Genomic DNA, 25,972 nt, shown 5'->3' on the forward strand with positions numbered 1-25,972 from the left:
GGAATTTCCAAGCATATACCAAACAGCGGCAGCGGTTCCAAGCGATGGAGCGTGCTTTTTTCGCCGCCGTGAACGGCATCACTTGCCGGGCATCGCGACGATTTTTTCCGCTTCGGCGCTGTTCTTGACGCCCTTCGAAAGTGCCTGCTGCGCGGCCTGTTTCGCCTCGGAAATACGTTGTCCGTTCTTGTAGATCCGCGCGAGGTTGAGCCACGTCTCGCCGTTCGGCGCGAGCGGCGCGGCCTTCTTGTAGGCCTCGATCGCCTTGTCGGTGTCGTCGGTGAAGTAATACGACTGGCCGAGCGCGAGATAGACGTTGTAGTCGGGCTTGAGCACACCCTTCGCGAGGCCGTCCTCGATCACCGCGATCGTCTGCGCTTCCTTGTCCTTGATCTTCGTGTAGGCGGTGAAGAGCTGGCGGTAGCCGTCGTCGTCCTTGAGCTGGCCCGCGGCACGCATGCGCTCGAGCACTTCGGCGACCTTCTCGTACTGGCCGGCCTGCATGTACGTGATCGCGAGGTTCATCTGCGCACGCGGGTCCGCGGGATTCGCAGAGGCGACGCTCGCGGTCAGCTTGGTGGCCTCGGCCGCGTTGCCGGTGCGCGCGTACGCATCGGCGAGCAGCGCCTTGAGGTCGGCGCGGTCGGGCAGCGCGTCGACGGCGGGCTTCAGCACCGTGACGGCATCGGCGTAGCGCTCGAGGCGGTACAGCGCATTGCCCTTGATCGCGAGGTGCTCGGGCCTGGCCTCGCCGGTCTCGCTGAGGAACTGCTCGATCGATGCAAGCGCGGTCGCGTAGTCCTTCGCGGCCACCTGCAGCTGCGCGCGCAGCAGCATCAGGTCGTAATGGTCGTTGTTGGCGAGTGCATTCGAGGCGATCGCCTGCTCGGCGTACTTCAGTGCGGCGGCGTAGTCCTTGGCGCCGATCGAGGCATTGGCCGCGACGTGCGCGGCGGTGGCGCGCTCGTACGCGTTGAACGCGGTGTCGCCGAGGATCGCGTCGGCGGCGGCGCGTGCCTCGACGTCCTTGCCGGCGCGATCGAGCTCGATCATCGCCTCGAGCGCCTTCGCGCCCTTGCTGGTCGCCTTGCCGGCCTCGATGACGCGCTTGGCCTGCGGATAACGCTGCGGCTGCGCGGTCGCGGCCTTCGCGGCTTCGGCGGCCTTCGCCTTTTCCTGCTGGGCCGCGCGGCGTGCACCGCCAGCGGTGCGGCGGTCGGTGGAGTTCTCGTCCTGCGCGTAGGCGACAGGCGCGGCGGTCATGGCGATCAGCACGGCCGCCAGCGCCTGGCGACGGAAGGTGGGGAGCTTCATGGATGTACGACCTCGGTCAGCCGCGGGGGAGCGCGGGGAAGTCGCGGCGGGGGGCGCCGCGGGTCGGCCACGCTAGCAGAAAGGCCGCAGGGGAAGGAACGGCGGCGCACGGTCACGCCGTGGCCGCCGTCATCGCCGGTTTAACCGCAGTTCGGGCGACGGCCGCTGGCCTGCGCCTGCTGGTAGGTGCTCGCGAGGCTGCCGGCGCGTGCATTGAGCTCGGCCAGGCGCGAGCGCGGGTCCGGATGGGTCGACAGGAACTCGGGCGCCCGGCTCGAGCTCGCTGCGATCATGTTCTCCCAGAGGTTCACGGCCGCTCGCGGATCGAAGCCCGCGCGTGCCATCAGCTGCTGGCCGACGACGTCGGCCTCGCCCTCCTGCGTGCGGTTGTTCGGCAGCAGGATCAGGCCCTGCGCGGCCGCGCCGCCGAGCTGGCCGACAGTATTCGCCGCACCCTGGCCGTAGCGCGAGCCGATCAGCGCGCCGAGGATGCCAAGGCCCGTCTGCGCGCCGGCCTGGCGGGTGATGCGCTCGTCGTGGTGGCGCGAGATCACGTGGCCGATCTCGTGGGCGATGACCGCGGCGAGCTGGTCCTGGTTCTTGGCGACGCTGAAGATGCCGGTGTTGACGCCGACCTTGCCGCCCGGCAGCGCGAAGGCGTTCGGCGAGTTGTCGGCGAAGAGCGCGACTTCCCAGCCACCCTGCTGGTTCGGGGGAAGCTCGCGCACCACCGCGTTGACCACGCAACGCACGTAGTTGGTCTGCTGGGCATTGCTGCTCTGCGGCTTGGTCGCCTTGGCCTGCGCGAAGGCTTCCGCGCCGAGCTGGTTGAGCTGCTCCTGGGAGACGGCACCGACGCGCTGGGTGCGCCCGGTCGGCGAGGTGGTGGTGGCGCAGGCTGCGACGAGCGTGGTGATCGCAAGGGCGAGCAGGAGCGGCTTCATGGCGCAGTCCGTCGGTGAATGGGGGCCTCCGGTTGTAGACGCGCGCCGATCAATGGGTCGTCAACAGCGGCCGTCGGGGCTGAACGGGGCACGACGGCCGCAAACGACGACGCCACCCGGAGGTGGCGTCGTGGGGTACCGCGGTGGCAGGGCTCAGACGTCGAGGTTCGCCACCTTCAGTGCGTTCTCCTCGATGAAGTCGCGGCGTGGTTCGACCACGTCGCCCATCAGCGTGGAGAAGATCGCATCGGCGGCCACGGCGTCCTCGATGCGCACCTGCAGCAGGCGGCGCGTCTCGGGATTCACCGTGGTCTCCCAGAGCTGCTCGGGGTTCATCTCGCCGAGGCCCTTGAAGCGCTGGATCTGCCGGCCCTTTTTCGCCTCGTCCATCAGCCAGGCATAGGCCTCGCCGAAGCGCGTGATCGGCTGCGCGCGGCTGCCGCGCACGATCTGCGCGCCCTCGCGCACCAGGCCGTTGAGCAGCGTGGCGGCGTCGCGCAGCGCACGCAGCTCGCCGGTCTCGAACGAGGACATCGGCAGCAGCTGCACCGTCGCATCACCCATGTGCATGCGATGCACGAGCAGCGCGGCGGGGCGCATTTCCGCCGCCGGGCTCCATTCCAGCCGGTAGACCGGCTTGCCGAGGCGTCCGTCGTTGATGCGCGCCTCGATCGCCTTCAGCGCGTCGGCATCGAGCGCCTCGGTCGAGCCGTGGAAGGGCGCGATGTCGAGCAGCGCCTCGAGCACCTGCGGGTCGAAGCGGTTGGCATTGCGGCCGATCGCCTCGCGCGCGTTCGCATACGCGAGCAGGAGCTTCTCCAGCGCCTCGCCGGTGATCGCGGGCTCATCGGCTGCGGGAACCAGCGAGGCGCCCTCGACGGCATTACCGGCGAGATACGCATCGAGCGCGTGGTCGTCCTTGAGGTACAGCTCGGTCTTGCCCTGCTTGATCTTGTAGAGCGGCGGCAGGCCGATGTAGACGTGACCGCGCTCGATCAGCTCCGGCATCTGGCGGTAGAAGAACGTGAGCAGCAGCGTGCGGATGTGCGAGCCGTCCACGTCCGCGTCCGTCATCAGGATGATGCGGTGGTAGCGCAGCTTGTCGGGGTTGTATTCGTCCTTGCCGATGCCGGTGCCGAGCGCGGTGATCAGCGTGCCGACCTCGGCTGAGGCGAGCATGCGGTCGAAGCGCGCGCGCTCGACATTCAGGATCTTGCCCTTGAGCGGGAGGATCGCCTGCGTCTTGCGGTTGCGGCCCTGCTTGGCCGAGCCGCCCGCGGAGTCGCCCTCGACGATGAAGAGTTCCGACAGCGCCGGATCCTTCTCCTGGCAGTCGGCGAGCTTGCCCGGCAGGCCGGCGATGTCGAGCGCGCCCTTGCGGCGGGTCAGGTCACGGGCCTTGCGCGCGGCCTCGCGGGCACGCGCGGCGTCGATGATCTTGCTCGCGATCGCACGCGCTTCGTGGGGGTTTTCCTGCAGGAACTCCTCCAAACGCGCACCGAACGTGCTCTCAACGACCGGGCGCACCTCAGAGCTGACCAGCTTTTCCTTGGTCTGCGAGGAGAAGCTCGGATCGGGCACCTTCACCGAGAGCACCGCGATCATGCCTTCGCGCATGTCGTCGCCCGACAGCGTGACCTTCGCCTGCTTGGCGATGCCCGACTGCTCGATGTAGTTCGTCAGCGTGCGGGTGAGCGCGGCGCGGAAGCCGATCAGGTGCGTGCCGCCGTCCTTCTGCGGGATGTTGTTGGTGAAGCAGAACATCGTCTCCTGGTAGGCGTCGGTCCACTGCAGGGCGACGTCCACGGTGATGCCGTTCTGCTCGCCCGACACCGAGATCACCTTCGGATGCAGCGGGTTCTTGAGCTGCGCCAGGTGCTCGACGAACGATCGGATGCCGCCCTCGTACTCGAAGACGTCGCGCTTGCCCTCAAAGCGCTCGTCGGTGAGCACGATGCGCACGCCCGAGTTGAGGAAGGAGAGCTCGCGCAGGCGGCGCGCGAGGATGTCGTAGTGGAATTCGACGTCGGTGAAGATTTCCGCGGCCGGCTTGAAGCGCAGCAGCGTGCCGCGACGGTCGGACGGCTCCAGGCGCTCCAGCGGATGCACCGGCTCGCCCAGGGTGTACTCCTGCCGCCAGTGGTAGCCGTCGCGCCAGATCTCCAGCCACAGCTTCTCGGAGAGCGCGTTGACGACCGACACGCCGACGCCGTGGAGGCCGCCCGATACCTTGTAGCTGTTGTCATCGAACTTACCGCCGGCGTGCAGCACGGTCATGATGACCTCGGCCGCCGACACGCCCTCTTCCTTGTGGATGTCGACCGGGATACCGCGGCCGTTGTCGAAGACCGAGCACGAGCCGTCGTCGTGCAGCGTCACTGTGACTTCATTCGCATGGCCGGCAAGCGCCTCGTCGATCCCGTTGTCGACGACCTCGAACACCATGTGGTGCAGGCCGGTGCCGTCGTGCACGTCGCCGATGTACATGCCGGGGCGCTTGCGGACGGCCTCGAGGCCGCGCAGGACGGTGATCTTCGACGAGTCGTAGGTATTGGACGGCGCGGCGGTGTTCGCGGCGTTCTCGGGCATCTCGGACATCGGGCAGGAGCCTCCGGCGAGGCCGTGACCACGGACGTGGACGGCGACGCGACACATTAGCTATACGTGCGCGAAGTATAGCAGCGCGTCTCAGCGGGGCGTCGGACGGCAGCTAAACGCGGGTGATCGTGCCGTGTTCCACGTGGAACAGGTCGTGCGGCAGCTGAAGGTCGACCACGCCGGCAGGAATTTCGGTGCCGGAGACGAAGACCTGGCCGCCCCCCGCCACCAGCCGTTGCAATACCCGTTGCTGGTGGCGTCGGTCGAGCTCCGAGGCGAGATCATCCAGCGCGAACACCGGCGCCTGTCCGGTGACCTCGGCATGGAACTGCGCCTGCGCCAGAAGGGCCGATAGCGCGGCAAGCTTGGCCTGGCCGCGGGAGAGTGCATCGCGCCCTGGAATGTTCGCGAATGCGAGCCGCCAGTCCGCGCGATGGGGGCCGACGGACGTGTGCCCAGCGAGCAGGTCGCGCTCGCGGGCGAGCAGGAGGGCATCGGCGAGCGGCATGTCCTCGCGGCGCCAGCCGGGCAGGTAGGTGAGAGTGGAGGCCCCGAGCGCCGGTGCAAGGTCAGCGGCGATGTCCGAGAGGCGTGGCGCGAGCGCGTCGATATAGCCCTGTCGCTGCTCGGTGAGCTCCTCGCCGGTCTGCGCGAGCTCGGCGTCCCAGGCGTCCAGCTGGGCATCGGCGACCCGCTGCTTGAGCAGGATGTTGCGCTGCCGGAGTGCCCGGGCGTACCGGCGCCAGGGCGAGAGAAACCTCGGTTCCACGTGGAACAGCCCCCAGTCGACGAACCGACGCCGGATCTCGCTGGAACCGTCGATCAGCGCGTGACTGCCGGGCTCGAACGTCACCACCGCCAAGGCGGCGCAAAGCTCACCCAGCTGGGCCACGGCGGCTCCGTCGAGACGACCGGACCAGTCGCCTCCGGAATGGCGCAGTCCCGCGCGGCGGATCCGGTCCCCGGCGGCTGCCGGCTCGTGCCATTCCACAAAGACTTCCAGGGCGTCGGCCTGCGTGCGAATCAGGCCCTCGCGCACGCGGCCGCGGAAACTGCGGCCGTAGGCCATCAGGTGCAGCGCCTCGATCACCGAGGTCTTGCCCGCCCCGTTGTCACCGACGAGAAGGACCAGGCCCGGACCGGGCGCAATGCTGACGTCTTCGAAGCGGCGCAGCTGGCGGATGTCGAGGCGGGTGACGTACACGGGCGGCAACGCGACGGGGGCCGCAGAGAGTAGGCGACCTGTGTCCTCTATGGGTGACCGGATTCGACGGAGGTGCCGATGCCCGGTAGTGGGCCGGACAGGACCAGAACGACGAAACCCGGCCGAAGCCGGGTTCCCTGTGTTCCACGTGAAACCGAAACGTCAGAGACGCAGCGGCATGATCACGTGGCGGCAGCGGTCGCCCGAGGCCTCGCGGAGCAGGGCCGACGAGTTCGCATCGCGCAGCTGCAGGACGACCACGTCCTCCTTCAGCGCGCTGAGTGCATCGAGCACGTAGCTCACATTGAAGCCCACCGCGAGGTCGTCGACGCGGGTCTCGGCCTCGACTTCCTCCTGCGCTTCCTCCTGCTCCGGATTGTGCGCGGAGATCTTCAGCTGGCCCGGCGAGACTTCCATCCGCACGCCCCGATACTTCTCGTTCGACAGGATCGCCGCACGCTGCAGCGCCGAGCGCAACACGTCGCGGTCGATGCGCACTTCCTTGTCGGCGCCAATCGGCACGACGGCCTCGTAGTCCGGGAAGCGCCCGTCGATGAGCTTGCTGGTGAAGGTCACATCGTCGCGCTTGATGCGCACGTGGCCACGGCCCACCTCGAGCTCGAGGATGCGGTCGCCGCCCTCGAGAAGGCGCTGCAGCTCGGTCACGCCCTTGCGCGGGACGATGATCTGGCGCTTGGTCATCGCGCCGGTGCCTTCCAGACCCGACTCGCACAAGGCCAGCCGATGCCCATCGGTGGCCACGCAGCGCAGCGAGCTCTCGCGCAGGTCGAACAACAGGCCATTGAGGTAGTAGCGCACGTCCTGCTGTGCCATCGCGAACGCGGTGCGCTCGATCAGCTCCTTGAGCGCGGCCTCCGGCACCTGCACGCGCTCGGTCGCCTCGACGTCGTCCAGCGACGGGAAGTCGCCGGCCGACAGGGTCGACAGGGTGAAGCGCGAGCGCCCCGCCTGGACGGTGACCTTCTCGCCGGTCTGGCTGATCGTGACCCGCGAGCCGTCGGGCAGGGCGCGCACGATCTCGAAGAGCTTGCGGGCGGGGATCGTGGTTTCGCCGTCCTGCGCGTCCTCGACCGCGACCCGCGAGACCATCTCGACCTCGAGGTCGGTGCCCGTCAGCGAGAGCAGCCCGCCATTGACCTGCACGAGGAGATTGGCGAGCACCGGCAGCGTCTGGCGTCGCTCGACGACGTTGACGACCTGCGCGAGCGGCTTGAGGAAGACTTCGCGTTGAAGGCTGAAGCGCATGTCGATCGGGGTCCCCGTACCGTTTCTAAAGAGTGGATTAAATCAAAAGCATGGTGGTGGTGGAGGGCGCCGGAATCCGGGAAAACTCCACCAAGCCATTGAAAAATATCGTTTTTATTTACTGCAGCACCCTGTTGGAAAGTGCCGGCCGGGTCGGGGCCAACCTGTGGACAAATCCGCACCCGTCCACCGGCACCCCAATTGTCCACAGCTTGTCCGCAGGCGCTACCGCCGCCGTGCACAACATTACTCGCTCAGCTTGCGGATGAGCTTGTCCCAGTCCTCGCGAAGCTTGCCGTCGGTCTCCATCAGCGTGCGGATCTGGCGGCAGGCGTGGAGCACGGTGGTGTGGTCGCGGCCGGCGAAGGCGTCGCCGATCTCCGGCAGCGAGTGCTCGGTGAGCTCCTTGGCGAGCGCCATCGCGACCTGCCGGGGCCGTGCCAGCGAGCGCGTGCGGCGCTTGGACAGCAGGTCCTTCATCTGCAGGCCGTAGTAGTCGGCCACGGTCTTCTGGATGTTGGGGATGCCGATGGCCTGCTGCTGGGCGCGCAGCAGGTCGCGCAGCGTCTCTTGGGCGAACTCGACGGTGATCGCGCGGCCGGTGAAGTTGGCTCGCGCCGACAGCGTATTGAGTGCGCCCTCGAGGTCGCGCACGTTGCTGCGCATCTTCTTGGCGAGCAGGAAGGCGACGTCCTCGGGGATCTCGGCGCCGCGCTCGCGCGCCTTCGAGAGCACGATCTGGGCGCGGGTCTCGAAGTCCGGCGGCTCGATCGCCACCGACAGGCCCCAGGCCAGACGCGACTTCAGCCGCGGCTCCAGGCCTTCGACCTCGCGCGGGTAGCGGTCACAGGTCAGGATGATCTGCTGGCGGCCGTCGAAGAGCTGGTTGAAGGTGTGGAAGAACTCTTCCTGCGTGCGGTCCTTGCCGGCGAAGAACTGGATGTCGTCGATCAGCAGGGCATCCACCTGCTGGAACTGCCGCTTGAACGCATCCATCGTCTTGTCCTGCAGCGACTTCATCATCGCGCTGAAGAACTGCTCGGACCGCAAGTACATCACCCGCATCGACGGGTCGTTCTGCCGCATCGCGTTGCCGGCGGCGAACATCAGGTGGGTCTTGCCCAGGCCCGTGCCGCCGTAGAGCAACAGCGGGTTGTGGGAGCGGTCGCCCGGCTTGAGCGCGGCCTGCATCGCGGCGGCGCGGCCGAGCTGGTTCGACCGGCCCTCGACGAAGTTCTCGAACGTGTAATGGCTGTCGAGCACGCCGCCAAAGGCCATCGGGGCGGCCGGCGCCGCCGGGCGCGGCACGCCGGCGGGCGCGGGTTCGCGGGCGGGCTCGGCGCGCCGCGGGATCGACCCGACCTCGAGCGTGACATCCTCGCTGCCCGCGAAGTAGCTCAGCAGCTCGCGGATGCGCGGCAGGTAGCGCTCGCGCACCTGGTCGACCACGAAGGCATTGGGCGCGTAGAGCACGGTGCGCTCGCCGACCTCGGCGGCCTGCAGCGGCCGCAGCCACGTGTGCACGTCCTCGACGGGGAATTCGGTTTCGAGGCGTTCGAGGCAGCGGGGCCAGGCGTCCATGGATCTCGGGCGTAGTCGGCGACAGGCGAAAGACCGGCCCTGACACCGCGTCGGTACGCGGCGCCGGCGGGGCGCGGGGGTCGGGCAGACTATCATTTATCCACAGGCTCGGGCACGGTCTGTCCACAGGCCCGGGTGTCCCGACCCGGGCCGCATCGTCACGCCGGCTTGACCCCGGCTTCGCGCGCCCGCTAGACTTCCGGGTTCACTAACGCCGTCCTCCCGAGTTGCCGCCATGGCCACCAAGCGCACCTACCAGCCCAGCAACCTCAAGCGCAAGCGCGACCACGGCTTCCGTGCCCGCATGGCCACGGCCGACGGCCGCAAGATTCTGGCCCGTCGCCGCGCCAAGGGCCGCAAGCGCCTCTGCGCCTGAGTCGGGACGCCCGACTCCGCCTGCCCGACTTCGGGCCGCTTCCGGTGAGCCCGCTCCCGGAAGCCCGCGTCGCCGACGCACGATGAACTCCTGCCGCTTCCCGCGCGAGGCGCGCGTCCGCACGCGTGCCGAGTTCGATCGCGTCTTCCAGGACGGCCGCCGCACCGGCAGCGCCGTCCTCGGGTTGCACTGGATCCGCGCCGAGCACGCGCCCCGCCTGGGGCTCGCCGTCTCGCGCAAGGTCGACCGCCGCGCGGTTGGCCGTAATCGCATCAAACGCTGCCTGCGCGACGCATTCCGGCACGTGCGCGCCGAGCTCGCCATGGGCGACTATGTCGTCGTCGCACGGCCGGCGGCCGCCGCGCAGGACACCGATGCGCTCCGTGCGGCCTTCCTCGAGCTGCTCCGCCGGGTTCACGCATTGCCCGCCCCGGAGCCCGTCGGCACAATGCCGCCGCCTTCCCCCTTCCCGTCCGCCGCGGCGCCTGATGCGCCCGCCGGCTGAGTCCGCCTGCCCATGAACCAGACCCGCGTCTTCCTCCTCTTCGCCTGGCTGATGGTGGCCGTCCTGCTGTGGATGGAATGGGGGAAGGAGCGCGCGGCGCCACCGGTCGCGACGCCCGCGGCCGCGGCCGCCACTGGCGCCGTCCCCGCACCGACCGCCGTCGGCGCCGTGCCCGCTGCCCCGGCCGCGGGCGCGAAGGCCTCGGTCGGCCCTGCTGCGGGCGTCCCGGCCGAAGTGCGCGTGGTGACCGACGTGCTCGACATCGCCATGACGGGCGGCGAGCTGCGTCGCGCCGACCTGCTCAAGGTGCCGGACGTGGGTGACGCGAAGGGCGCGGTGCGCCTGCTCGACACCGATCCGCAGCGCCTGTTCGTCGCCCAGAGCGGCTGGACGAGCGCGGGCAACAAGCATCCGACGCACGAAGCGGGCTTCGTGCCGGCCAGCGCGGGCCCGTTCGTGCTCGCCGCCGGCGCGGGCCGTCTCGACGTGCCCTTCGTCTGGACCGGACCGGACGGCGTGACGATCCGCCGCACGTACACCTTCCTGCGCGGGCAGTACACCGTCACCGTGCGCGACGAGGTGGTCAACGCCGGCGCCGCGCCGTGGCAGGGCTTCGTCTATCGCCAGCTCTCGCGCGTGCCGCGCCAGCTCGCGCGCAGCGGCCCGACGAGCGCCGAGCAGTACAGCTTCCAGGGCGCGGCGTGGTTCAGCCCGCAGGACAAGTACGAGAAGCGCGACTACGAGGACCTCGTCGACGAGGCCGCGCTCACCAAGCAGGTGAAGGGCGGCTGGATCGCGATGCTCCAGCATCACCTGTTCGCCGCGTGGATTCCCGAGCGTGGCGACGCCACGACGTTCCAGACCGCGACCTTCAGCAATGGCGGCGCGACGCAGTACGTCATCCGCGAAGTCGGTCCGCAGGTCGCGGTCGGCCCGGGCCAGCGCGCCGTCACCCAGGCCCGCCTCTGGGTCGGCCCGAAGCTCGTCGGGCAAATCGAGGCGCAGGGCGTGCCGGGCCTGGAGCGCGCGGTCGACTTCAGCTCCTACAGCCTCTTCGCCACGCTCGCCGGTTGGCTGTACGCGGTGCTCGCGTTCCTGCACGGTGGCTTCCGCGACTGGATGGGCCTGAGCTGGGGCGGCCTGCAGAACTGGGGCTGGTCGATCGTCGGCCTGGTGTTCCTGATCAAGCTCGTGCTGCTGCCGCTGTCGAACGCGCAGTACAAGTCGACCGCGAAGACGCGCCGCCTGCAGCCCAAGCTGCAGCAGCTCAAGGAGCGCTACGGCGAGGACCGGCAGCAGTTCCAGATGGCCATGCTCGAGCTCTACCGCAAGGAGAAGGTCAACCCGGCCGGCGGCTGCCTGCCGATCCTCGTGCAGATGCCGATCTTCCTCGCGCTGTACTGGATGCTCAGCGAGTCGGTCGAGCTGCGCCACGCGCCGTGGATGCTGTGGATCCAGGACCTCACCGCGCGCGATCCCTACTTCGTGCTGCCGGCGATCAACATGATCGTGATGTACGTGACGCAGCGGCTCACGCCGATGGTCGGCATGGACCCGATGCAGCAGAAGATGATGCAGTTCATGCCGCTCGTGTTCGGCGTGATGTTCGCGCTGTTCCCGTCGGGCCTGGTGCTGTACTGGGTCACCAACGGCCTGCTCTCGCTCGCGCAGCAGTGGTGGTTCCTGCGCCTGTACGGCGACAAGGCCCCCGCGAAGACCGCCGCCAAGGCCTGATCGCGCGGCGGCCGCGCCGATGCAGGATCGCGACACCATCGTCGCCGTCGCGACGGCGGCAGGCGCCGGGGGCGTCGGCATCGTGCGGCTGTCCGGGCCGCGTGCACGCGCCATCGGCGAGACGATCGCGTGCCGCGTGCTGCGCCCGCGCCATGCGCATCACGTGGCGTTCCGCGACGCCGCGGGCATCGCGCTCGACGACGGCATCGCCCTCGCCTTCCCCGCACCGCGCAGCTACACCGGCGAGGACGTCGTCGAGCTGCAGGCGCACGGCAGCCCCGCCGTGCTCGCCGCGCTCGTGGATGCGGCCTGCGCGCTCGGCGCGCGCCGAGCGCGGCCGGGCGAGTTCACCGAACGCGCGTATCTGGAAGGCCGGCTCGACCTGGCGCAGGCCGAAGCGGTCGCCGACCTGATCGCCGCCGCCGACCTGCGCGCCGCCCGCGCCGCGCGGCGCGCACTCGATGGCGCGTTCTCCGCGCGCGTCGAGGCGATCGCCGCGGACCTGCTGCATGCGCGTGTGCACGCCGAGGCCGCGATCGACTTCGCCGACGAGCCGATCGAGACGCTCGGCGGCGATGCACTGCGCGCGCGGGTCGAAGGCGTCGCTGTGGCGCTCGAGGCGCTTCGCGCCGATGCCGAGCGCGGGCGCCGACTGCGCGACGGGCTGCACGCCGTGATCGTCGGCCCGCCCAATGCCGGCAAGAGCTCGCTGCTCAACGCGCTCGCCGGCGTGGAGCGCGCGATCGTCACCGACATTCCCGGCACGACCCGCGACGTGCTGCAGGAGACCGTGCGCGTCGGTGGCGTGGAGCTTTCGCTGGTGGACACCGCGGGCCTGCGCGAGAGCGAGGATGCAATCGAGCGCGAGGGCATGCGTCGCGCGCACGCCGAACTCGCGCGCGCGGACCTCGCGCTGGTCGTCGCGGACGCGCGCGCGCCCGATGCCGCGCTCGACACCGTACGTGCCGCGATCGCCGACGTGCCGCAGGTGCTGTGGATCGCGAACAAGTCCGACCTGGTCGCAACGCCCGCGGCGCCGCCTTGGATCGCGGTCTCCGCGCGCACCGGCGACGGACTCGACCGGCTCGCCGCGGCGATCGCGGCGCATGCCGACCACGACGGCGGCGGGGGCGACGGTGCCTTCACCGCGCGCGCGCGGCATGTCGCCGCGCTCGACGAGGCCGCCGGTGCGACCGACGAGGCGATTGCGCAGTTCGCCGCCGGACACCTCGACCTCGCCGCCGAAGCGCTGCGCTGCGCTCACGAGTCGCTCGGCAGCATCACCGGGCACGTGCGCGCGGACGATCTGCTCGGGCACATCTTCTCGAGCTTCTGCATCGGCAAGTGACGCACACGGTCGCCCCGCGCTCGCCGCCACGCCCTAGATCACCGGATACCGCGATGACCGACCTGCCCGCATGCCCGTCCTGCGCGTCCTCCCTCACCTATGCCGATGGCGCGCTGCTCGTCTGCCCGGAATGCGGCACCGAATGGGCCGCGCCCGCCGCCGGCGCCGCGGACGTCCCTGCGCGGATCCATCGTGATGCGGTCGGCAACGTGCTCGCCGACGGCGACGCGGTCACTGTGGTGAAGGACCTGCGCGTGAAAGGCGCGGCCGCGGTTCTCAAGGCGGGAACGAAGGTGCGCGCCATCCGGCTGGTCGATGGGGACCACGACATCGACTGCAGGATCGAGGGCTTCGGTGCGATGAAGCTGAAGTCGGAGTTCGTCCGCAGGGTGAAGCCCTGAGCACACCCGCCACGGGCATGCGCGGCACGCATCGCTCGCCGCGCCGCGCCCGGACCGTGCGCAGCTTGTCGACGCGCGGACGAACGGCGACGATGCACCACCGCCGGCCACCGCCCGCGCGGATGCGGATCGCCATGCAGCTGCTCGCTCTCCATGATTTCGCGCCGAGCGTCGGCGAGACCTTCGTCGCGGCGCTCGACGGCATGGACGTGCCGTTCGTGCTCGTCGAGGCGCGCCCGCTCGCGAATGCGGGCGGCGGGGTCGCCCGCGCGCCGTTCTCGCTGCTCTTCCGCAACACCTCGGCGTTCCTGTTCCCGCAGATGACCTACGCGATGCGGCATCCGCGCCTGGGCGACGTGGGCATCTTCCTGGTGCCGATCGCCCAGGAGCGCGAGGGATTCCTCTACCAGGCGATCTTCAACTGAGCCCCTTGCGCGGCGACCAGGCCATGCGCCGATGCGTCGCGCCGTCCTCCACCGCTGCAAAGCCGAGGCGCTCGTAGAGCTGCCGCGCGCGCGGATTGTCGTGCGCCACGTGCAGCGTGACCCCGCGGCCCGCGGCCTGCGCATCGGCCTGCACCCCGCCGAGCAGCGCGCGCCCCACGCCGCGGCCGCGATGCGCGGGGAACAGCGCGACATCGATCAAGCGATGCATCGGTGCCTCGCGCGCGAGGTAGAGGCGGCCGACGGGCGCGCCGCCGGCGGCGTGCAGGGCGAGGAAGAGCGCCTGCGGGTGCCGACCGACGTAATCGATGTGCTGGAAGGCGAACTGCTGGGCGAGGAACGCCTCGCGCATTGCATGCGGCCACGGCAGGCCGGCGAGCTCGTCCTCGCGCGTCGACGCATAGAGCGCGCGCAGCCAGTCAAGGTCCGCGGCGGTGAGACCTCGCGCGCGCAAGCCGAGGCCCGCGAGGGCCCCGGCGACGGCTGCGGGCGGTGCCGCGCCCGGTGGAAACGCCGGCAACGGCGGTGCGATCACGTCCGCGGGGGGAAGACGCCCTGCAGCGCGATGCAGAAGTTCATCGCGAGATACGGCTGCATGTTGTTGTGCGGCAGGTCGCTGCCGCCGCCGACCGCAGCCGCGCCCATCGTCGTGTTGGGCGTCGCTGCGTAGGTGCGCGCCGCGGCATTACTCGCGAGCAGCGACAGCCCACCCCCGTTTACCGGCGTGTAGGAGCCCGTGCCGGCCGCCGTCTGCGAATACGCGGTGAGGCTGTGCGTGTGCGCGGGGATCTCGCTCGCGACCAGCGTCACCGCCTCCACGCCGAAGGCCTCGCCGATCACACGCGGCGCGAGCCCGGCGCCCTGCCCCGCGCCGCAGGCCGCGCGGCTGGCCAGGTTCGGCAGCTGGAACGTGGACTTGCCATCGCCGCCGTACATCGTGCCGAGCAGCGCGAACAGGGCGGTGTTCTGCGAGATCGGCATCGTCGCGCCGTTGCAGAAGGCCCACCCGGTGGGATTGAAGTTGAAGCCGAAGACGCGAATCTCGGCGAGGAATTGGTCCGTCATGGGGAGCCTGCGATGCGAAGGGCCGCGGAACGGCGTCAGTTCTGCTGCGGGTAGATGCCGTACAGCGAGATGCAGTACTGCATCGTCAGCGTCGGCATGCAGTTCTCGTGCGGCTGGCTGCCACCGCCGGCGGCGAGTGCCTGCGCCGACATCAGCGCCGCGGTGTTGCCGGTGGGCGTGGTGACGTAGAACGTGTCGCCGCTGACGGCGGCCGGCATGCGACCCGCGGGTGATGTCGAGGTCGCGCCGGCGGTCGTCGCGAGCAGTGCATGGCTGTGCGCGGGAATCTGCTGCGACGTGAGCGTCACGGCCTCGACACCGCCGAGCTCGCCGAGAACACGGGCGCTCAGGCCCGGTCCCTGGCCCATGTGCACCGGCACGCGGCCGCGCAGATCCGGCAGGGCGAACGTTTCCTGGCCGTCGCCGCCGAACGTGGTGCCGAGGAGCGTGAACAGGGCGTCGTGCTCCGAGATCGGAAGCAGGCGGCCGTCGCATGCGGCCCAGCCCGCGGGATCGAAGTTGAACGCGAGCAGACGGATCTCGCCGATATAGGGTTGGCTCATGCGCGGCTCCGGAGACGGCGGCGTCAGTTACGCGAGGGAAAGATGCCCTGCAGCGCGATGCAGAAATTCAGCACCGTGTAGGGCTGCATGTTGACGTGCGGCTGCGCGGTCGCCGGGCCGGTGGTGCCGACGCCGGTGAGGCCCACGGCCGGGCCCGTGCCGTACACCGGGACGGCCGTGCCGGTGCTCACGCTCGTCGCGGGCACCCGTCCGCCGGGAAGGCGGCTGGTGCCGGCCGCGGTGGTGCCCTGCATCGCATGGGCGTGCGAAGGCACCTGGCCCGGGGCCAGCGTCACGCTCTCCGCACCGGCGCGCTCACCGATGGTGGCGATGCTGCCGTTCCAGCCGGCGTCGACCGAGCTCGAGTAGCTCATCGGCGTGCGGCCGCGCATGTCGGGCAAGGCGAAATTGGTCTGGCCGTTGCCGCCGTACTGGGTGCCCAGCAGCGAGAACAACGCCTGGTTCTGGTTGATCGGCAGCAGCTGCCCGTTGCACGAGGCATAGCCCCGGGGCGCGAACTGGAACGGCACCAGGAGGACCTGGGCCAGGAATGGAGTGCTCACGTGATGTCCCCCTGCGTCGCGCGGCGACGTCGTGGCGTCGGCCCCCCCGGGCCCGCCGATGCGCCACTTTGAACCCGGCACGCCCGTCCGGCAAGCGCCCCGGCCCCGCCCGGCGCCGGCGCGGTTCCTTCCCAAGCCGCGGGTCATCTGTTCCAATCGCCGTATCGTGCGGCCGTCGGCGGCGCGGGGGAAACGCGCGCGGATGGGCGGCCGGGGGGCCGGGGCCGCGCGTGGCATACAGGGGACCGCTCCATGCACCAGCCGATCCGGGCGCACCGCGTCCGTCGTTTCGCCGTCGCCACGCTGCTCGCGCTCGCCGGCCTGCTCCCGCAGTTCGCCGCGGCCGCGCCGTCGGCGTTCTGCCCGACGCTCTCGGCGTCGGTCGCGAACGCGGGGTCCGTGCAGGTCAACGTGAGCAGCTGCGACGGCCCGTTCGACGGCGGCATGAGCGAGCCGCTGACGGGCTTTGGCGCGGCGCACGGCACGGTCACGATCGGACCGAACGGCAGCGGCACGCAGTTCGTCACCTACGCCCACAACGGCGATACCGCGACCAGCGACAGCTTCCAGCTCGAGGACGAGAACGGCGACACCGTCACGGTGAACGTCAGCATCGGCGCCGCGGCCGGGACCATCGACATCGCGCCGACCACGCTTCCGACGATCACCGCCGGCGCGGCCTTCAACCAGGCCCTCGCCGCCTCCGGCGGCAGCGCGCCGTACACGTATTCCATCGTCGCCGGCACGCTCCCGACCGGCCTCAGCCTGTCGACGACCGGCCAGCTCGCAGGCACCGCGACACGCCGCGGCGGCTACAGCTTCACCGTGCGTGCGCAGGACAGCACCGCCGCCACGGGCAGTCAGGCCTACACCGGCACCGTCGCCAACCCGTCGATCTCGACCACGCCGACCAGCGGCACCGCCTACCAGGGCGTGCCGTTCTCGCAGACCGTGGTGGCGAGCGGCGGCGTGGCGCCGTACACGTTCACGCTCGACAGCGGGACGCTTCCCACCGGCATGGGCGTGTCGACCGGCGGCGCGATCAGCGGCACGCCGACCTCGTCGCCCGGCACGTATGCGGTCAGCCTGCGCGTGACCGACAGCAGTACCGGCCCCGGCGTCTATTTCGAACTCGAGCCCTACACGCTCACGCTGCTGCCGCCGCCCACCGTCAGCATCGCCGTCTCGCCGGCGAGCGTCAGCGAGGACGGCGCGACCGTCCTCACCTACACCCTCACGCGCAGCGTCGCGCTCGACAGCGCAACGGTCGTCAATCTCGCCTACAGCGGCACCGCGACGTCGGGCAGCGACTACACCGGCGCGTCGACCACGCTCACCATCCCGGCCGGCGCGACCACCGCGACGCTTGTGCTCGACCCGGCGGTCGACGGCACCGTCGAGGCGAACGAGACCGCGATCGTCACCGTCAACCCGGGCAGCGGCTACACGCCGGGCTCGCCGTCGGCCGCGACGGGCACGATCCTCAACGACGACGTGCCCACCGCGAGCATCGCGGTCGCGCCGGCGTCGGTGGCCGAGGACGGCGCGCCGAACCTCGTCTATACCGTGTCGCTCAACCAGCCCGCGCTGTCGTCGGTGTCGGTCGCGTACACCGTGTCGGGGTCGGCGACGGCGACCGACTACGCACCCGTCTCGTCGCCGCTGGTGATCCCGGCGGGCAGCACGAGCGGCACGATCGTGGTGAACCCGACGGCCGATGCCACGATCGAGGCGGACGAGAGCGTCGTCCTCACGATCGCGGCCGGCGCGGGCTACAGCGTCGGCACGCCCAACTCCGCGAGCGGCACCATCCTCAACGATGACCTGCCGAACCTGACGATCAACGACGTCGCGCTCAACGAGGGTGATTCGGGCACCACGTCCGCGACGTTCACCGTCTCGCTGAGTGCCCCCGCAGGCCCCGGCGGCGTTGTGTTCGACATCGCCACCGCGGACGGCACCGCGTCCGCGGGCACGGATTACGTGGCGCGATCGCTGACCGGCGTCAGCATTCCCGCGGGCAGCAGCACCTACAGCTTCACCGTCACGATCAACGGCGACGCGCTCAACGAACCCACCGAGACCTTCTTCGCCAACGTCACGAACGTGACGAACGCGATCGTGGTGGACGGGCAGGGCCTCGGCACGATCACCAACGACGACCCGCTGCCGGCCCTGTCGATCGACGACGTCCTGGTGGCCGAGGGCAACACCGGCTCGACCAGCGCCGTCTTCACGGTGACCCTGGCCGCCGCCAGCGCGCAGACCGTCACCGCGAACTACGCGACCGCCGACGGCACCGCGACCGCGCCCGGCGACTACGCCGCAACCTCGGGCACCGTGACGTTCTCGCCCGGCCAGACCAGCCGCACGCTCACCGTGGCGGTCGCCGGTGACATCGCGCCCGAAGCCAACGAGACCTTCGTCGTGAACCTCAGCGCGCCCGCGAATGCGACGCTCGCCGACGCGCAGGGCACCGGCACCATCCAGAACGACGACGTGCCGGTGACGGTGTCGCCGTCGACCCTCCCGGACGGCACCGTCGGCGCCGGCTACAGCCAGACGCTGAACGCCTCGGGCGGCACCGCGCCCTACACGTACGCGGTCAGTGCCGGGGCGCTGCCGGCCGGCCTGACGCTCTCGCCGACAGGCGTGCTCGGCGGCACGCCGACCGCCGCCGGCACGTTCGCCTTCAGCATCACCGCCACCGACTCGAGCCCGTTCCCCGGGCCGTTCGCCGGCACGCGTGCCTATACGCTGCAGATCGCGGCGCCGGTGCTGGCGCTGTCGCCGGCGACGCTGCCGCAGGGCACGCGGACGGTGGCCTACTCGCAGGCGCTGTCGGCGACCGGTGGTACCGCGCCGTACACGTATGCGGTCACCGCCGGCGCGCTGCCGGCGGGGCTGACGCTGTCGACGACGGGCGCGCTGTCGGGCACGCCGACGGCGATCGGCACGTTCAACGTCACCATCACCGCGACCGACAGCTCGACGGGCACCGGCGCGCCCTTCAGCACGTCGCGCGCGTATGCGCTGGTGATCGTCGACCAGGCGCCGGTCGCGGCCGCGAGCTCGCAGACGGTGGCCTACGGGGCCTCGGCCACGCCGCTCACGCTGGCGCTGTCGGGCGGTGCGCCGACGTCGCTCACGCTGGTGACGGCGCCCACGCACGGCACCGCGCAGGTGACCGGCACGACGATCAGCTACACGCCGGCCGCCGGCTACGCCGGCCCCGACAGCCTGACCTACACCGCGACCAACTCCGGCGGCACTTCCGCACCGGCCACCGTCTCGATCACCGTCAGCGCGCCGACGATCACGATCACGCCGTCGGCCGCGCTGTCGGCCACGGTGGGCAGCGCCTACTCGCAGACCTTCACCTTCGCCGGCGGCACGGCGCCCTACGGCGGCTACCAGGTCACCGGCCTGCCGTCGGGCCTGTCGGTCACCGGCACCACGTCGACCTCGGTCACGATCGCCGGAACGCCGACCCAGTCGGGCAGCTTCGGCATCGACGTGCAGGGCACGGACGCGAGCACCGGCGCCGGGCCGTTCACCGCCTCGCAGACGTTCACGCTGACCGTGGCCGCGCCGACGCTGACGATGACGCCGGCGTCGGGCACGCTGACGGCGTCCTACGGCAGCGCCTATTCGCAGGTGTTCACCGCCTCCGGCGGCGTCGGTCCCTACACCTATGCGGTCACCGCCGGTGCACTGCCGCCGGGCGTGACGCTGTCGGGCAATACGCTCACGGGTACGCCGACCGCGCCGGGCAGCTATGCGTTCACGATCACCGCGACCGACACCGGCTCGACCGGCGCCGGCGCGCCGTTCGCGATCGCACAGAACTACACGCTGCAGGTGGCGGCGCCCACGATCATGCTCACGCCGGCGACGCTTCCTGCAGGCGCCGTCGCGCAGGCCTACAGCCAGACGATCAGTGCGTCGGGCGCCGCCGCGCCCTACACGTATGCGCTCACCGCAGGCGCGCTTCCGCCGGGGCTGACACTGTCCGCGACCGGCACGCTGTCCGGCACGCCGACGGCCGCCGGCACGTTCAACGCGACGATCACCGCGACCGATGCGAACGGCCAGGGCGGCAGCCGCGCCTATTCGCTGCAGATCGCGGCGCCGACGCTCGCGATGACGCCGGGCTCGGGCACGCTGACCGCGGCCTACAACAGCGCCTATTCGCAGTCGTTCACCGCCTCGGGCGGCGTCGGCCCGTACACCTATGCCGCGACCGGCAGCCTGCCGCCGGGCGTGACGCTGTCGGGCAACACGCTCTCCGGCACGCCGACCGCGCCGGGCAGCTACGCGTTCACGATCACCGCGACCGACACCGGCTCCACCGGCGCCGGCGCGCCGTTCGCGATCGCGCAGAACTACACGCTGCAGGTCGGTGCGGCGAGCATCACACTCGCACCGGCGACGCTCGCGAACGGTCGCGTCGCGACGGCCTACACGCAGGCGATCACCGCCTCGGGCGGCGTCGCGCCATACACGTATGCGGTCACCGCGGGCGCGCTGCCGAACGGCGTCACGTTGTCGTCGACGGGCACGCTGTCCGGCACGCCGACCGCCGCCGGCACGTTCAACGCGACGATCACCGCGACCGATGCGAACGGCCAGGGCGGCAGCCGCGCCTATTCGCTGCAGATCGCGGCGCCGACACTCGCGCTCGTGCCAGCGGCCGGCGCGCTCACCGCGGCGTACAACAGCCCGTATGCGCAGGCGTTCACCGCCTCCGGCGGCACCGGTCCGTACACGTATGCCGCCTCCGGCAGTCTGCCGCCGGGCGTGACGCTGTCGGGCAATACGCTCACGGGTACGCCGACCGCGCCGGGCAGCTATGCGTTCACGATCACCGCGACCGACACCGGCTCGACCGGCGCCGGCGCGCCGTTCGCGATCGCGCAGAACTACACGCTGCAGGTGGCGGCACCGACGATCACGCTGACGCCGGCGACGCTGCCGGACGGCAGCGCGGGCGTGGCCTACAGCCAGAGCCTCGCGGCCTCGGGTGGCATCGCGCCCTACACGTTCACGATCAGTGCGGGCGCATTGCCGAACGGCATCGCGCTGGCGAGCTCGGGCGCGTTGTCCGGCACGCCGACGCAGGCCGGCACGTTCAATGCGACGGTCACCGCGACCGACGCGAACGGCCAGACCGGCACGCGCGCCTATACGCTGCAGATCGCGGCGCCGGTGCTGGCGCTGTCGCCGGCGACGCTGCCGCAGGGCACGCGGACGGTGGCCTACTCGCAGGCGCTGTCGGCGACCGGTGGCACCGCGCCGTACACGTATGCGGTCACCGCCGGCGCGCTGCCGGCGGGGCTGACGCTGTCGACGACGGGCACGCTGTCGGGCACGACGACGGCGATCGGCACGTTCAACGTCACCATCACCGCGACCGACAGCTCGACGGGCACCGGTGCGCCCTTCAGCACGTCGCGCGCGTATGCGCTGGTGATCGTCGATCAGGCGCCGGTCGCGGCCGCGAGCTCGCAGACGGTGGCCTACGGGGCCTCGGCCACGCCGCTCACGCTGGCGCTGTCGGGCGGCGCGCCGACGTCGCTCACGCTGGTGACACCGCCCACGCACGGCACCGCGCAGGTGACGGGCACGACGATCAGCTACACGCCGGCCGCCGGCTACGCCGGCCCTGACAGCCTGACCTACACCGCGACCAACTCCGGCGGCAGTTCCGCACCGGCCACCGTCTCGATCACCGTCAGCGCGCCGACGCTGAGCATCTCCCCGGCCACGCTGCCGGGTGCGACCGCCGGCACGGCCTACAGCCAGGCGTTCTCGACCGCGGGCGGCGTCGCGCCCTACACCTATGCGGTCGCCAGCGGCGCGCTGCCCGCCGGCCTCACGCTGTCGGCGTCGGGCACGCTCGCCGGTACGCCGACGCAGGCGGGCAGCTTCGCCTTCAGCGTGCGCGTCACCGACAGCACGACCGGCACCGCCGGCACCACCACCACGGCCTACACGCTGCAGGTGGCCGCGCCGACGATCGCGATCGGTCCGGCGACGCTCGCGCAGGCGACGTCGAACGTGGCCTACACGCAGTCGATCAGCGCGACCGGCGGCGCGGCGCCCTACACCTACGCGATCACCGCCGGTGCACTGCCGCCGGGCCTCGCGCTGTCGAGCGCGGGCACGCTTTCGGGCACGCCGACCGCCGCGGGGAGCTTCGGCTTCACCGTGACCGTGACGGATGCGAACCGCTTCACCGCGAGCCGCGTCTACACGCTGACGGTGCAGGCGCGTCCGGACCCGTCGCAGGATCGCGAAGTCCGCGGGCTGATCGATGCGCAGGCGCAGGCCACGCGTCGCTTCGCGGATGCACAGATCGGCAATTTCCAGCAGCGCCTGGAGAGCCTGCACGGCGCGGGAACGCGCAGCGGGTTCCGCAATGGCGTCTCGCTGGTGCCGAGCACGCGCTGCCGCGAGGACGCGCGTCCCGATGCCGACGACCACTGCGAGGGACCGATGTCGCCTGCGGCCGCCGGCACGGACGACGCATCCCCGATGCCCCCACCACACGGTGTGGACGGCGACGGCGCGTTCGGATTCTGGGCCGGCGGCGCGATCCGCTCGGGCCGCTACGACGGCCGCGCCGGCGGCGGCGGCGGGCTCGACTTCGAGACCGACGGTCTCAGCCTCGGTGCGGACATGCGCCTGACGCCCGGCTTCGCCCTCGGCGCCGGCATCGGCTACGGCCGCGACCGAAGCGACGTCGGCGAGTCCGGCAGCCGCCTGCGCGGCGAGTCGCGCGCCATCGTCGGTTACGCGAGCCTGCAACCGGGCGGCACGGTGTTCGTCGATGCGCTCGTCGGCTATCAGGAGCTGTCGTTCGACCTGCGCCGGCACGTGACGGTGAATGGCGGCAGCGTGATCGGCGAACGCGACGGCGGGCAGTGGTTCGGCTCGGTCGCGGTCGGCGCCGACCTCGGCGACGACGGCTGGAAGGTCACGCCGTACGTGCGCCTCGACGCCACCCGCGCGCGGCTCGATGCCTACACCGAGCAGGGCGACCCGGTGTATGCGCTCGCCCATGGCGAGCAGGACGTGGATACGCGTACCGGCAACCTCGGCCTTCGCGTCGCGTTCGATCGCGAGCAGGCCTGGGGCGTGCTCTCGCCGATGTTCCGCCTGGAGGTGCAGCACGACTTCCAGGCCGAGGGCAGCGCGAGCCTGCGCTACGCGGACCTGCCGGCCGGCACGCTCTACAGCGCGCACCTGACCGGCTTCGACCGCACCCGTTACCTGCTGGGCCTGGGCACCGGTCTGGTGCTCTCCAACGGCTTCTCGGTGCGGGTCGAATACCGGGGCCTGTTCGGCTCGGGCGAGCGGGACAACGGGCTGCTGCTGAACGTGCAGAAGTCGTACTGACCTGCGGGGTCCGTGCCGGCACGGACCCCGTCTCCGCCGCCCGCGGGCGGCGAACCACCGGCGGCGCGTCCGCCGGTTCGATCGAAGCCACAGGGGGCGAAGATGTACCGGAGCCGTAGCAGCACGATGGCGCAGCTGTTGCGCATGGCCCGCCTCGCCGAGCGCTGCGCGCGCACCGGCGAAGGCGCCGACGAGGTCACGGGCGACACGCCCGAGGACATTGGCCGCCGCCGCCTGCTGCAGGGCGCGACGGCCGGCGCAGCCGCACTTGGTGCCGGCGCCGTCGCCGCACGCATGCGGCCCGGCACTCTGGCGCAGTTCGCCCAGTTCGCCCAACTCGCCAGCACTACCCCGCGCATGCGCGGCGTCGCGGTCGTCGGGGCCGGCCTCGCCGGCCTGGCCTGCGCGAGCGAGCTCGCGCGCGTGGGCATCTCCGCCCGCGTGTTCGAGGCCGGCACGCGCGTCGGCGGACGCTGCTGGAGCCTGCGTGGTGTGTTCCCCGGCCAGACCGCCGAGCGCGGCGCGGAATTCATCGGCACCGCGCACCACACCATGCTCGGCTACGCCCGCATGCTCGGCCTCCAGCTCGAGGAGTCGGCCGGCACCAGTGCGCGCGCGGCCTATTACTTCGCTGGCCGCTACTACACCGAGGCGCAGGTGCTCGAGGAGTACCGCGCGTTCGCCGAGTGCATCCGTCCCGACCTGATCGCGCTCGGCGCACCCACCGCCGAAGCGCACACCGAGCAGGCGGTGACCTTCGACCTGATGAGCGTCGACGACTACCTCGGCCTCTACGGCGCGGGCACGCTGCTGCGCACTCTGATCGGCACCGCCTGCGAGACCGAATTCGGCGTCGGAGCCGATTCGCTGAGTGCGATCGCGTTCCTTCGCTTCGTCTACGGTGACCGCCGCACCAAGCTCGCGGCCTACGGCGCGCAGCGCGCGGACCAGCTGCACGTGATCGGCGGCAACGACCTCATCGCGACCGGCCTCGCCGCGCGGCTGCCGCGCCCGGTGGAATTCGGCGCGCGCCTCGTCGCCGTGCGTCGCACGGCCACCGGCACCCTGCGCCTGACCTTCGACCAGGGCGGCAACCTCGTGCAGTCCGACCACGACGCGCTCGTGCTCGCGGTCCCGATGAGCGTGCTCGGCGATATCGACTTCCATCCCTCCGTCGCCCTGCCCGAGTCGAAGCGCCGCGCGATCGCGCAGTCGACGATGGGCGCGGCGAGCAAGCTCATCGTCGGCTTCCAGCGGCCCTACTGGCACATGCGCAACCGCGTGAGCGGCGTCGCGCAGGCCGACCTGCCGGGCCTGCAGAACGTGTGGGAAACCAATCCCGCGCGGCGCGACGACAGCCGCGGCATCCTCACCCAGCAGATCGGCGGCGCCGCGGCGCGGCTGCTGCACCCGCAGACGGTGCAGGGCGATGCGCGCCGCTTCGTCGAGAGCCTCGAGGTGGTGATGCCCGGCGGCATGAAGGCCGTTCGCCGCGGCGCCGACGGCGTGCTCCACGCGGTGAGCCAGAACTGGTCGCTCGATCCCCTCAGCCGCGGCGCGTTCCCCGCGCCCGCGCCCGGCTATTTCACGACGATCGCGCACACCGAGGCCAAGCCGGTCGACAACGTCTTCTTCGCCGGCGACCACACCAGCAGCTTCTACGAGTGGCAGGGCTTCATGGAAGGCGCCGCGCTCTCGGGCCTGCGGGCCGCGGCCGAGACCGCCGCACTGTTGCGCGGCGGCTGACCGCCCGGCACCGCGGCTCGCCCGCGGCGCTGCCGGCGCGCGTCGCTTTTCGACCTTGCGCGACGCCCGCGGCGCGGGTGCGTCAGCCCGTCGCGGCGCATTCGCGGAGACGTCGTCAAAACAGGCACTTGGCGCTTGACAAACCCCCGCGGGCGCGGCGTTCTAGGCACGTGCGCGCCCGACGCGCACTCCAGGGGAGTGAGACCAATGAATTCCGAAACGTACGTCCGGACGGCGTCGCGCGCCTCCGCCCTGCCGCGCCTCGCGCTCGGCGTCGCCCTCGTCGCCGCCCTCGCCGCCTGCGGCAAGGACGAGACGCCCGCGCCGGCCGCCGGCCAGCCGGGCGCCACCGCCGCGGCACCGGCCGCCACCGCGGCCACGGTGATCTCCGACAAGGTCCAGGCGATGAGCGCGGACCAGCTGCGCGAGGCGGCCACCAAGGCCTACAACGAGAACCGCCTCTACGCGCCGGCCGGCGACAACGCGATCGAGTACTACCTCGCGCTGCGGGACAAGACGCAGGGCGACGCCGCCGTCGCGGGCGCGCTGACCGACCTGCTGCCGATGGCCGTCATCGCGACCGAGCAGTCCGTCGCCCGCGAGGACTTCGCCGAGGCGCAGCGCCTTTCGGCCCTGATCGAGAAGGCCGACGCGCAGCATCCGGCGCTGGCCCGACTGAAGGGCGCGATCGTCGCGCAGCAGCAGGCCGCGTCGCAGCGCGCGGTGCAGCAGCAGCTCACCGCCGAGGAGCAGGCCAAGAAGCAGGCCGAGCTCGAGAAGCAGCGCCTCGAGGACCAGAAGAAGCAGCAGGCGCTCGCCGCGCAGCAGCTCGCCGACCGCCAGAACCAGGACCGCACCGCCGCGGCCGAGCGCGCCGCCGCCGAGCGTCGTGCCGCCGAGCAGGCCGCGGCCGACCGCGC

The 25,972-nt window shown here is 71.2% G+C and carries 18 protein-coding genes and 1 pseudogene; 9 read left to right on the forward strand and 10 right to left on the reverse strand.

Annotation, left to right across the window (positions count from 1 at the left end):
* Positions 1-78 precede the first annotated feature (78 nt).
* The 6 genes from ACYVJJ_RS06655 to dnaA form a co-directional block, all read right to left on the reverse strand.
* Positions 79-1,314 carry a tetratricopeptide repeat protein gene (locus ACYVJJ_RS06655; RefSeq protein WP_460832164.1) on the reverse strand — a complete coding sequence of 412 codons (1,236 nt, stop codon included), beginning with the start codon at positions 1,312-1,314 and terminating at the stop codon, positions 79-81.
* A gap of 140 nt (positions 1,315-1,454) precedes the next feature.
* Positions 1,455-2,258, reverse strand: a complete 804-nt coding sequence (locus ACYVJJ_RS06660) for a M48 family metallopeptidase (RefSeq protein ID WP_460832165.1) — start codon at positions 2,256-2,258, stop codon at positions 1,455-1,457.
* A 153-nt stretch (positions 2,259-2,411) separates the two neighbouring features.
* Positions 2,412-4,847, reverse strand: a complete 2,436-nt coding sequence (gene gyrB, locus ACYVJJ_RS06665) for a DNA topoisomerase (ATP-hydrolyzing) subunit B (protein ID WP_460832196.1) — start codon at positions 4,845-4,847, stop codon at positions 2,412-2,414.
* A 121-nt stretch (positions 4,848-4,968) separates the two neighbouring features.
* Positions 4,969-6,060, reverse strand: a complete 1,092-nt coding sequence (gene recF, locus ACYVJJ_RS06670; protein ID WP_460832167.1) for a DNA replication/repair protein RecF — start codon at positions 6,058-6,060, stop codon at positions 4,969-4,971.
* A 162-nt stretch (positions 6,061-6,222) separates the two neighbouring features.
* Positions 6,223-7,326, reverse strand: coding sequence for a DNA polymerase III subunit beta (gene dnaN, locus ACYVJJ_RS06675; RefSeq protein ID WP_460832168.1), 1,104 nt, complete (start codon positions 7,324-7,326; stop codon positions 6,223-6,225).
* A 246-nt stretch (positions 7,327-7,572) separates the two neighbouring features.
* Positions 7,573-8,907: a chromosomal replication initiator protein DnaA gene (gene dnaA / locus ACYVJJ_RS06680; protein WP_460832170.1), complete on the reverse strand. Its 1,335-nt coding sequence runs from the start codon at positions 8,905-8,907 to the stop codon at positions 7,573-7,575.
* Between the two features lie 235 nt (positions 8,908-9,142).
* Between dnaA and rpmH the strand changes: the two genes are divergently transcribed.
* The 6 genes from rpmH to ACYVJJ_RS06710 all read left to right on the forward strand — a co-directional run bounded on the left by rpmH (position 9,143) and on the right by ACYVJJ_RS06710 (position 13,696).
* The gene (gene rpmH / locus ACYVJJ_RS06685; protein ID WP_031374044.1) at positions 9,143-9,283 is read left to right on the forward strand and encodes a 50S ribosomal protein L34; all 141 of its coding nucleotides are present in this window, start codon (positions 9,143-9,145) and stop codon (positions 9,281-9,283) included.
* A gap of 82 nt (positions 9,284-9,365) precedes the next feature.
* Positions 9,366-9,788, forward strand: coding sequence for a ribonuclease P protein component (gene rnpA / locus ACYVJJ_RS06690; RefSeq protein WP_460832171.1), 423 nt, complete (start codon positions 9,366-9,368; stop codon positions 9,786-9,788).
* A 12-nt stretch (positions 9,789-9,800) separates the two neighbouring features.
* The gene (gene yidC, locus ACYVJJ_RS06695; protein ID WP_460832173.1) at positions 9,801-11,522 is read left to right on the forward strand and encodes a membrane protein insertase YidC; all 1,722 of its coding nucleotides are present in this window, start codon (positions 9,801-9,803) and stop codon (positions 11,520-11,522) included.
* Between the two features lie 19 nt (positions 11,523-11,541).
* Positions 11,542-12,870, forward strand: a complete 1,329-nt coding sequence (mnmE, locus tag ACYVJJ_RS06700) for a tRNA uridine-5-carboxymethylaminomethyl(34) synthesis GTPase MnmE (RefSeq protein ID WP_460832175.1) — start codon at positions 11,542-11,544, stop codon at positions 12,868-12,870.
* A gap of 53 nt (positions 12,871-12,923) precedes the next feature.
* A complete protein-coding gene (locus ACYVJJ_RS06705) occupies positions 12,924-13,271 on the forward strand; it encodes a zinc ribbon domain-containing protein YjdM (protein ID WP_460832178.1) in 348 nt (115 codons plus the stop codon).
* Positions 13,272-13,405: 134 nt separating this feature from the next.
* Positions 13,406-13,696: a DUF6916 family protein gene (locus ACYVJJ_RS06710; protein ID WP_460832180.1), complete on the forward strand. Its 291-nt coding sequence runs from the start codon at positions 13,406-13,408 to the stop codon at positions 13,694-13,696.
* Here ACYVJJ_RS06710 and ACYVJJ_RS06715 read toward each other — a convergent pair.
* From ACYVJJ_RS06715 to ACYVJJ_RS06730, 4 genes are all read right to left on the reverse strand, one after another.
* A complete protein-coding gene (locus ACYVJJ_RS06715; RefSeq protein ID WP_460832182.1) occupies positions 13,689-14,168 on the reverse strand; it encodes a GNAT family N-acetyltransferase in 480 nt (159 codons plus the stop codon). The two genes, ACYVJJ_RS06710 and ACYVJJ_RS06715, sit on opposite strands and share 8 nt — an antisense overlap.
* Positions 14,169-14,245: 77 nt before the next feature.
* Positions 14,246-14,779 carry a phage tail protein gene (locus tag ACYVJJ_RS06720; protein WP_460832184.1) on the reverse strand — a complete coding sequence of 178 codons (534 nt, stop codon included), beginning with the start codon at positions 14,777-14,779 and terminating at the stop codon, positions 14,246-14,248.
* Positions 14,780-14,814: 35 nt separating this feature from the next.
* Positions 14,815-15,342 carry a phage tail protein gene (locus ACYVJJ_RS06725; RefSeq protein ID WP_460832186.1) on the reverse strand — a complete coding sequence of 176 codons (528 nt, stop codon included), beginning with the start codon at positions 15,340-15,342 and terminating at the stop codon, positions 14,815-14,817.
* Between the two features lie 23 nt (positions 15,343-15,365).
* Positions 15,366-15,905 carry a phage tail protein gene (locus tag ACYVJJ_RS06730; protein ID WP_460832188.1) on the reverse strand — a complete coding sequence of 180 codons (540 nt, stop codon included), beginning with the start codon at positions 15,903-15,905 and terminating at the stop codon, positions 15,366-15,368.
* Positions 15,906-16,157: 252 nt separating this feature from the next.
* On the opposite strand from ACYVJJ_RS06730, the pseudogene ACYVJJ_RS06735 reads away from it, so the two are divergent.
* The 3 genes and pseudogenes from ACYVJJ_RS06735 to ACYVJJ_RS06745 form a co-directional block, all read left to right on the forward strand.
* Positions 16,158-23,228: pseudogene (locus ACYVJJ_RS06735) on the forward strand (putative Ig domain-containing protein); the annotation flags it as partial.
* Positions 23,229-23,432: 204 nt separating this feature from the next.
* On the forward strand, positions 23,433-25,052 hold the full coding sequence (locus ACYVJJ_RS06740; RefSeq protein WP_460832190.1) for a flavin monoamine oxidase family protein: 1,620 nt from the start codon (positions 23,433-23,435) through the stop codon (positions 25,050-25,052).
* Positions 25,053-25,259: 207 nt separating this feature from the next.
* Positions 25,260-25,972, forward strand: a 713-nt coding sequence (locus ACYVJJ_RS06745; protein WP_460832192.1) for an energy transducer TonB, incomplete at its 3' end; no start/stop codon positions are given.

It is taken from the genome of Lysobacter humi (ex Lee et al. 2017) (assembly GCF_054781815.1).

What these genes read in the sequence shown, in the direction of transcription:
- ACYVJJ_RS06655 (WP_460832164.1), bottom strand. Translation starts at nt 1,314, where the DNA reads ATGAAGCTCCCCACCTTCCGTCGCCAGGCGCTGGCGGCCGTGCTGATC.
- ACYVJJ_RS06660 (WP_460832165.1), bottom strand. Translation starts at nt 2,258, where the DNA reads ATGAAGCCGCTCCTGCTCGCCCTTGCGATCACCACGCTCGTCGCAGCC.
- gyrB (WP_460832196.1), bottom strand. Translation starts at nt 4,847, where the DNA reads ATGCCCGAGAACGCCGCGAACACCGCCGCGCCGTCCAATACCTACGAC.
- dnaN (WP_460832168.1), bottom strand. Translation starts at nt 7,326, where the DNA reads ATGCGCTTCAGCCTTCAACGCGAAGTCTTCCTCAAGCCGCTCGCGCAG.
- dnaA (WP_460832170.1), bottom strand. Translation starts at nt 8,907, where the DNA reads ATGGACGCCTGGCCCCGCTGCCTCGAACGCCTCGAAACCGAATTCCCC.
- rpmH (WP_031374044.1), top strand. Translation starts at nt 9,143, where the DNA reads ATGGCCACCAAGCGCACCTACCAGCCCAGCAACCTCAAGCGCAAGCGC.
- rnpA (WP_460832171.1), top strand. Translation starts at nt 9,366, where the DNA reads ATGAACTCCTGCCGCTTCCCGCGCGAGGCGCGCGTCCGCACGCGTGCC.
- yidC (WP_460832173.1), top strand. Translation starts at nt 9,801, where the DNA reads ATGAACCAGACCCGCGTCTTCCTCCTCTTCGCCTGGCTGATGGTGGCC.
- mnmE (WP_460832175.1), top strand. Translation starts at nt 11,542, where the DNA reads ATGCAGGATCGCGACACCATCGTCGCCGTCGCGACGGCGGCAGGCGCC.
- ACYVJJ_RS06705 (WP_460832178.1), top strand. Translation starts at nt 12,924, where the DNA reads ATGACCGACCTGCCCGCATGCCCGTCCTGCGCGTCCTCCCTCACCTAT.
- ACYVJJ_RS06710 (WP_460832180.1), top strand. Translation starts at nt 13,406, where the DNA reads ATGCAGCTGCTCGCTCTCCATGATTTCGCGCCGAGCGTCGGCGAGACC.
- ACYVJJ_RS06720 (WP_460832184.1), bottom strand. Translation starts at nt 14,779, where the DNA reads ATGACGGACCAATTCCTCGCCGAGATTCGCGTCTTCGGCTTCAACTTC.
- ACYVJJ_RS06725 (WP_460832186.1), bottom strand. Translation starts at nt 15,342, where the DNA reads ATGAGCCAACCCTATATCGGCGAGATCCGTCTGCTCGCGTTCAACTTC.
- ACYVJJ_RS06740 (WP_460832190.1), top strand. Translation starts at nt 23,433, where the DNA reads ATGGCGCAGCTGTTGCGCATGGCCCGCCTCGCCGAGCGCTGCGCGCGC.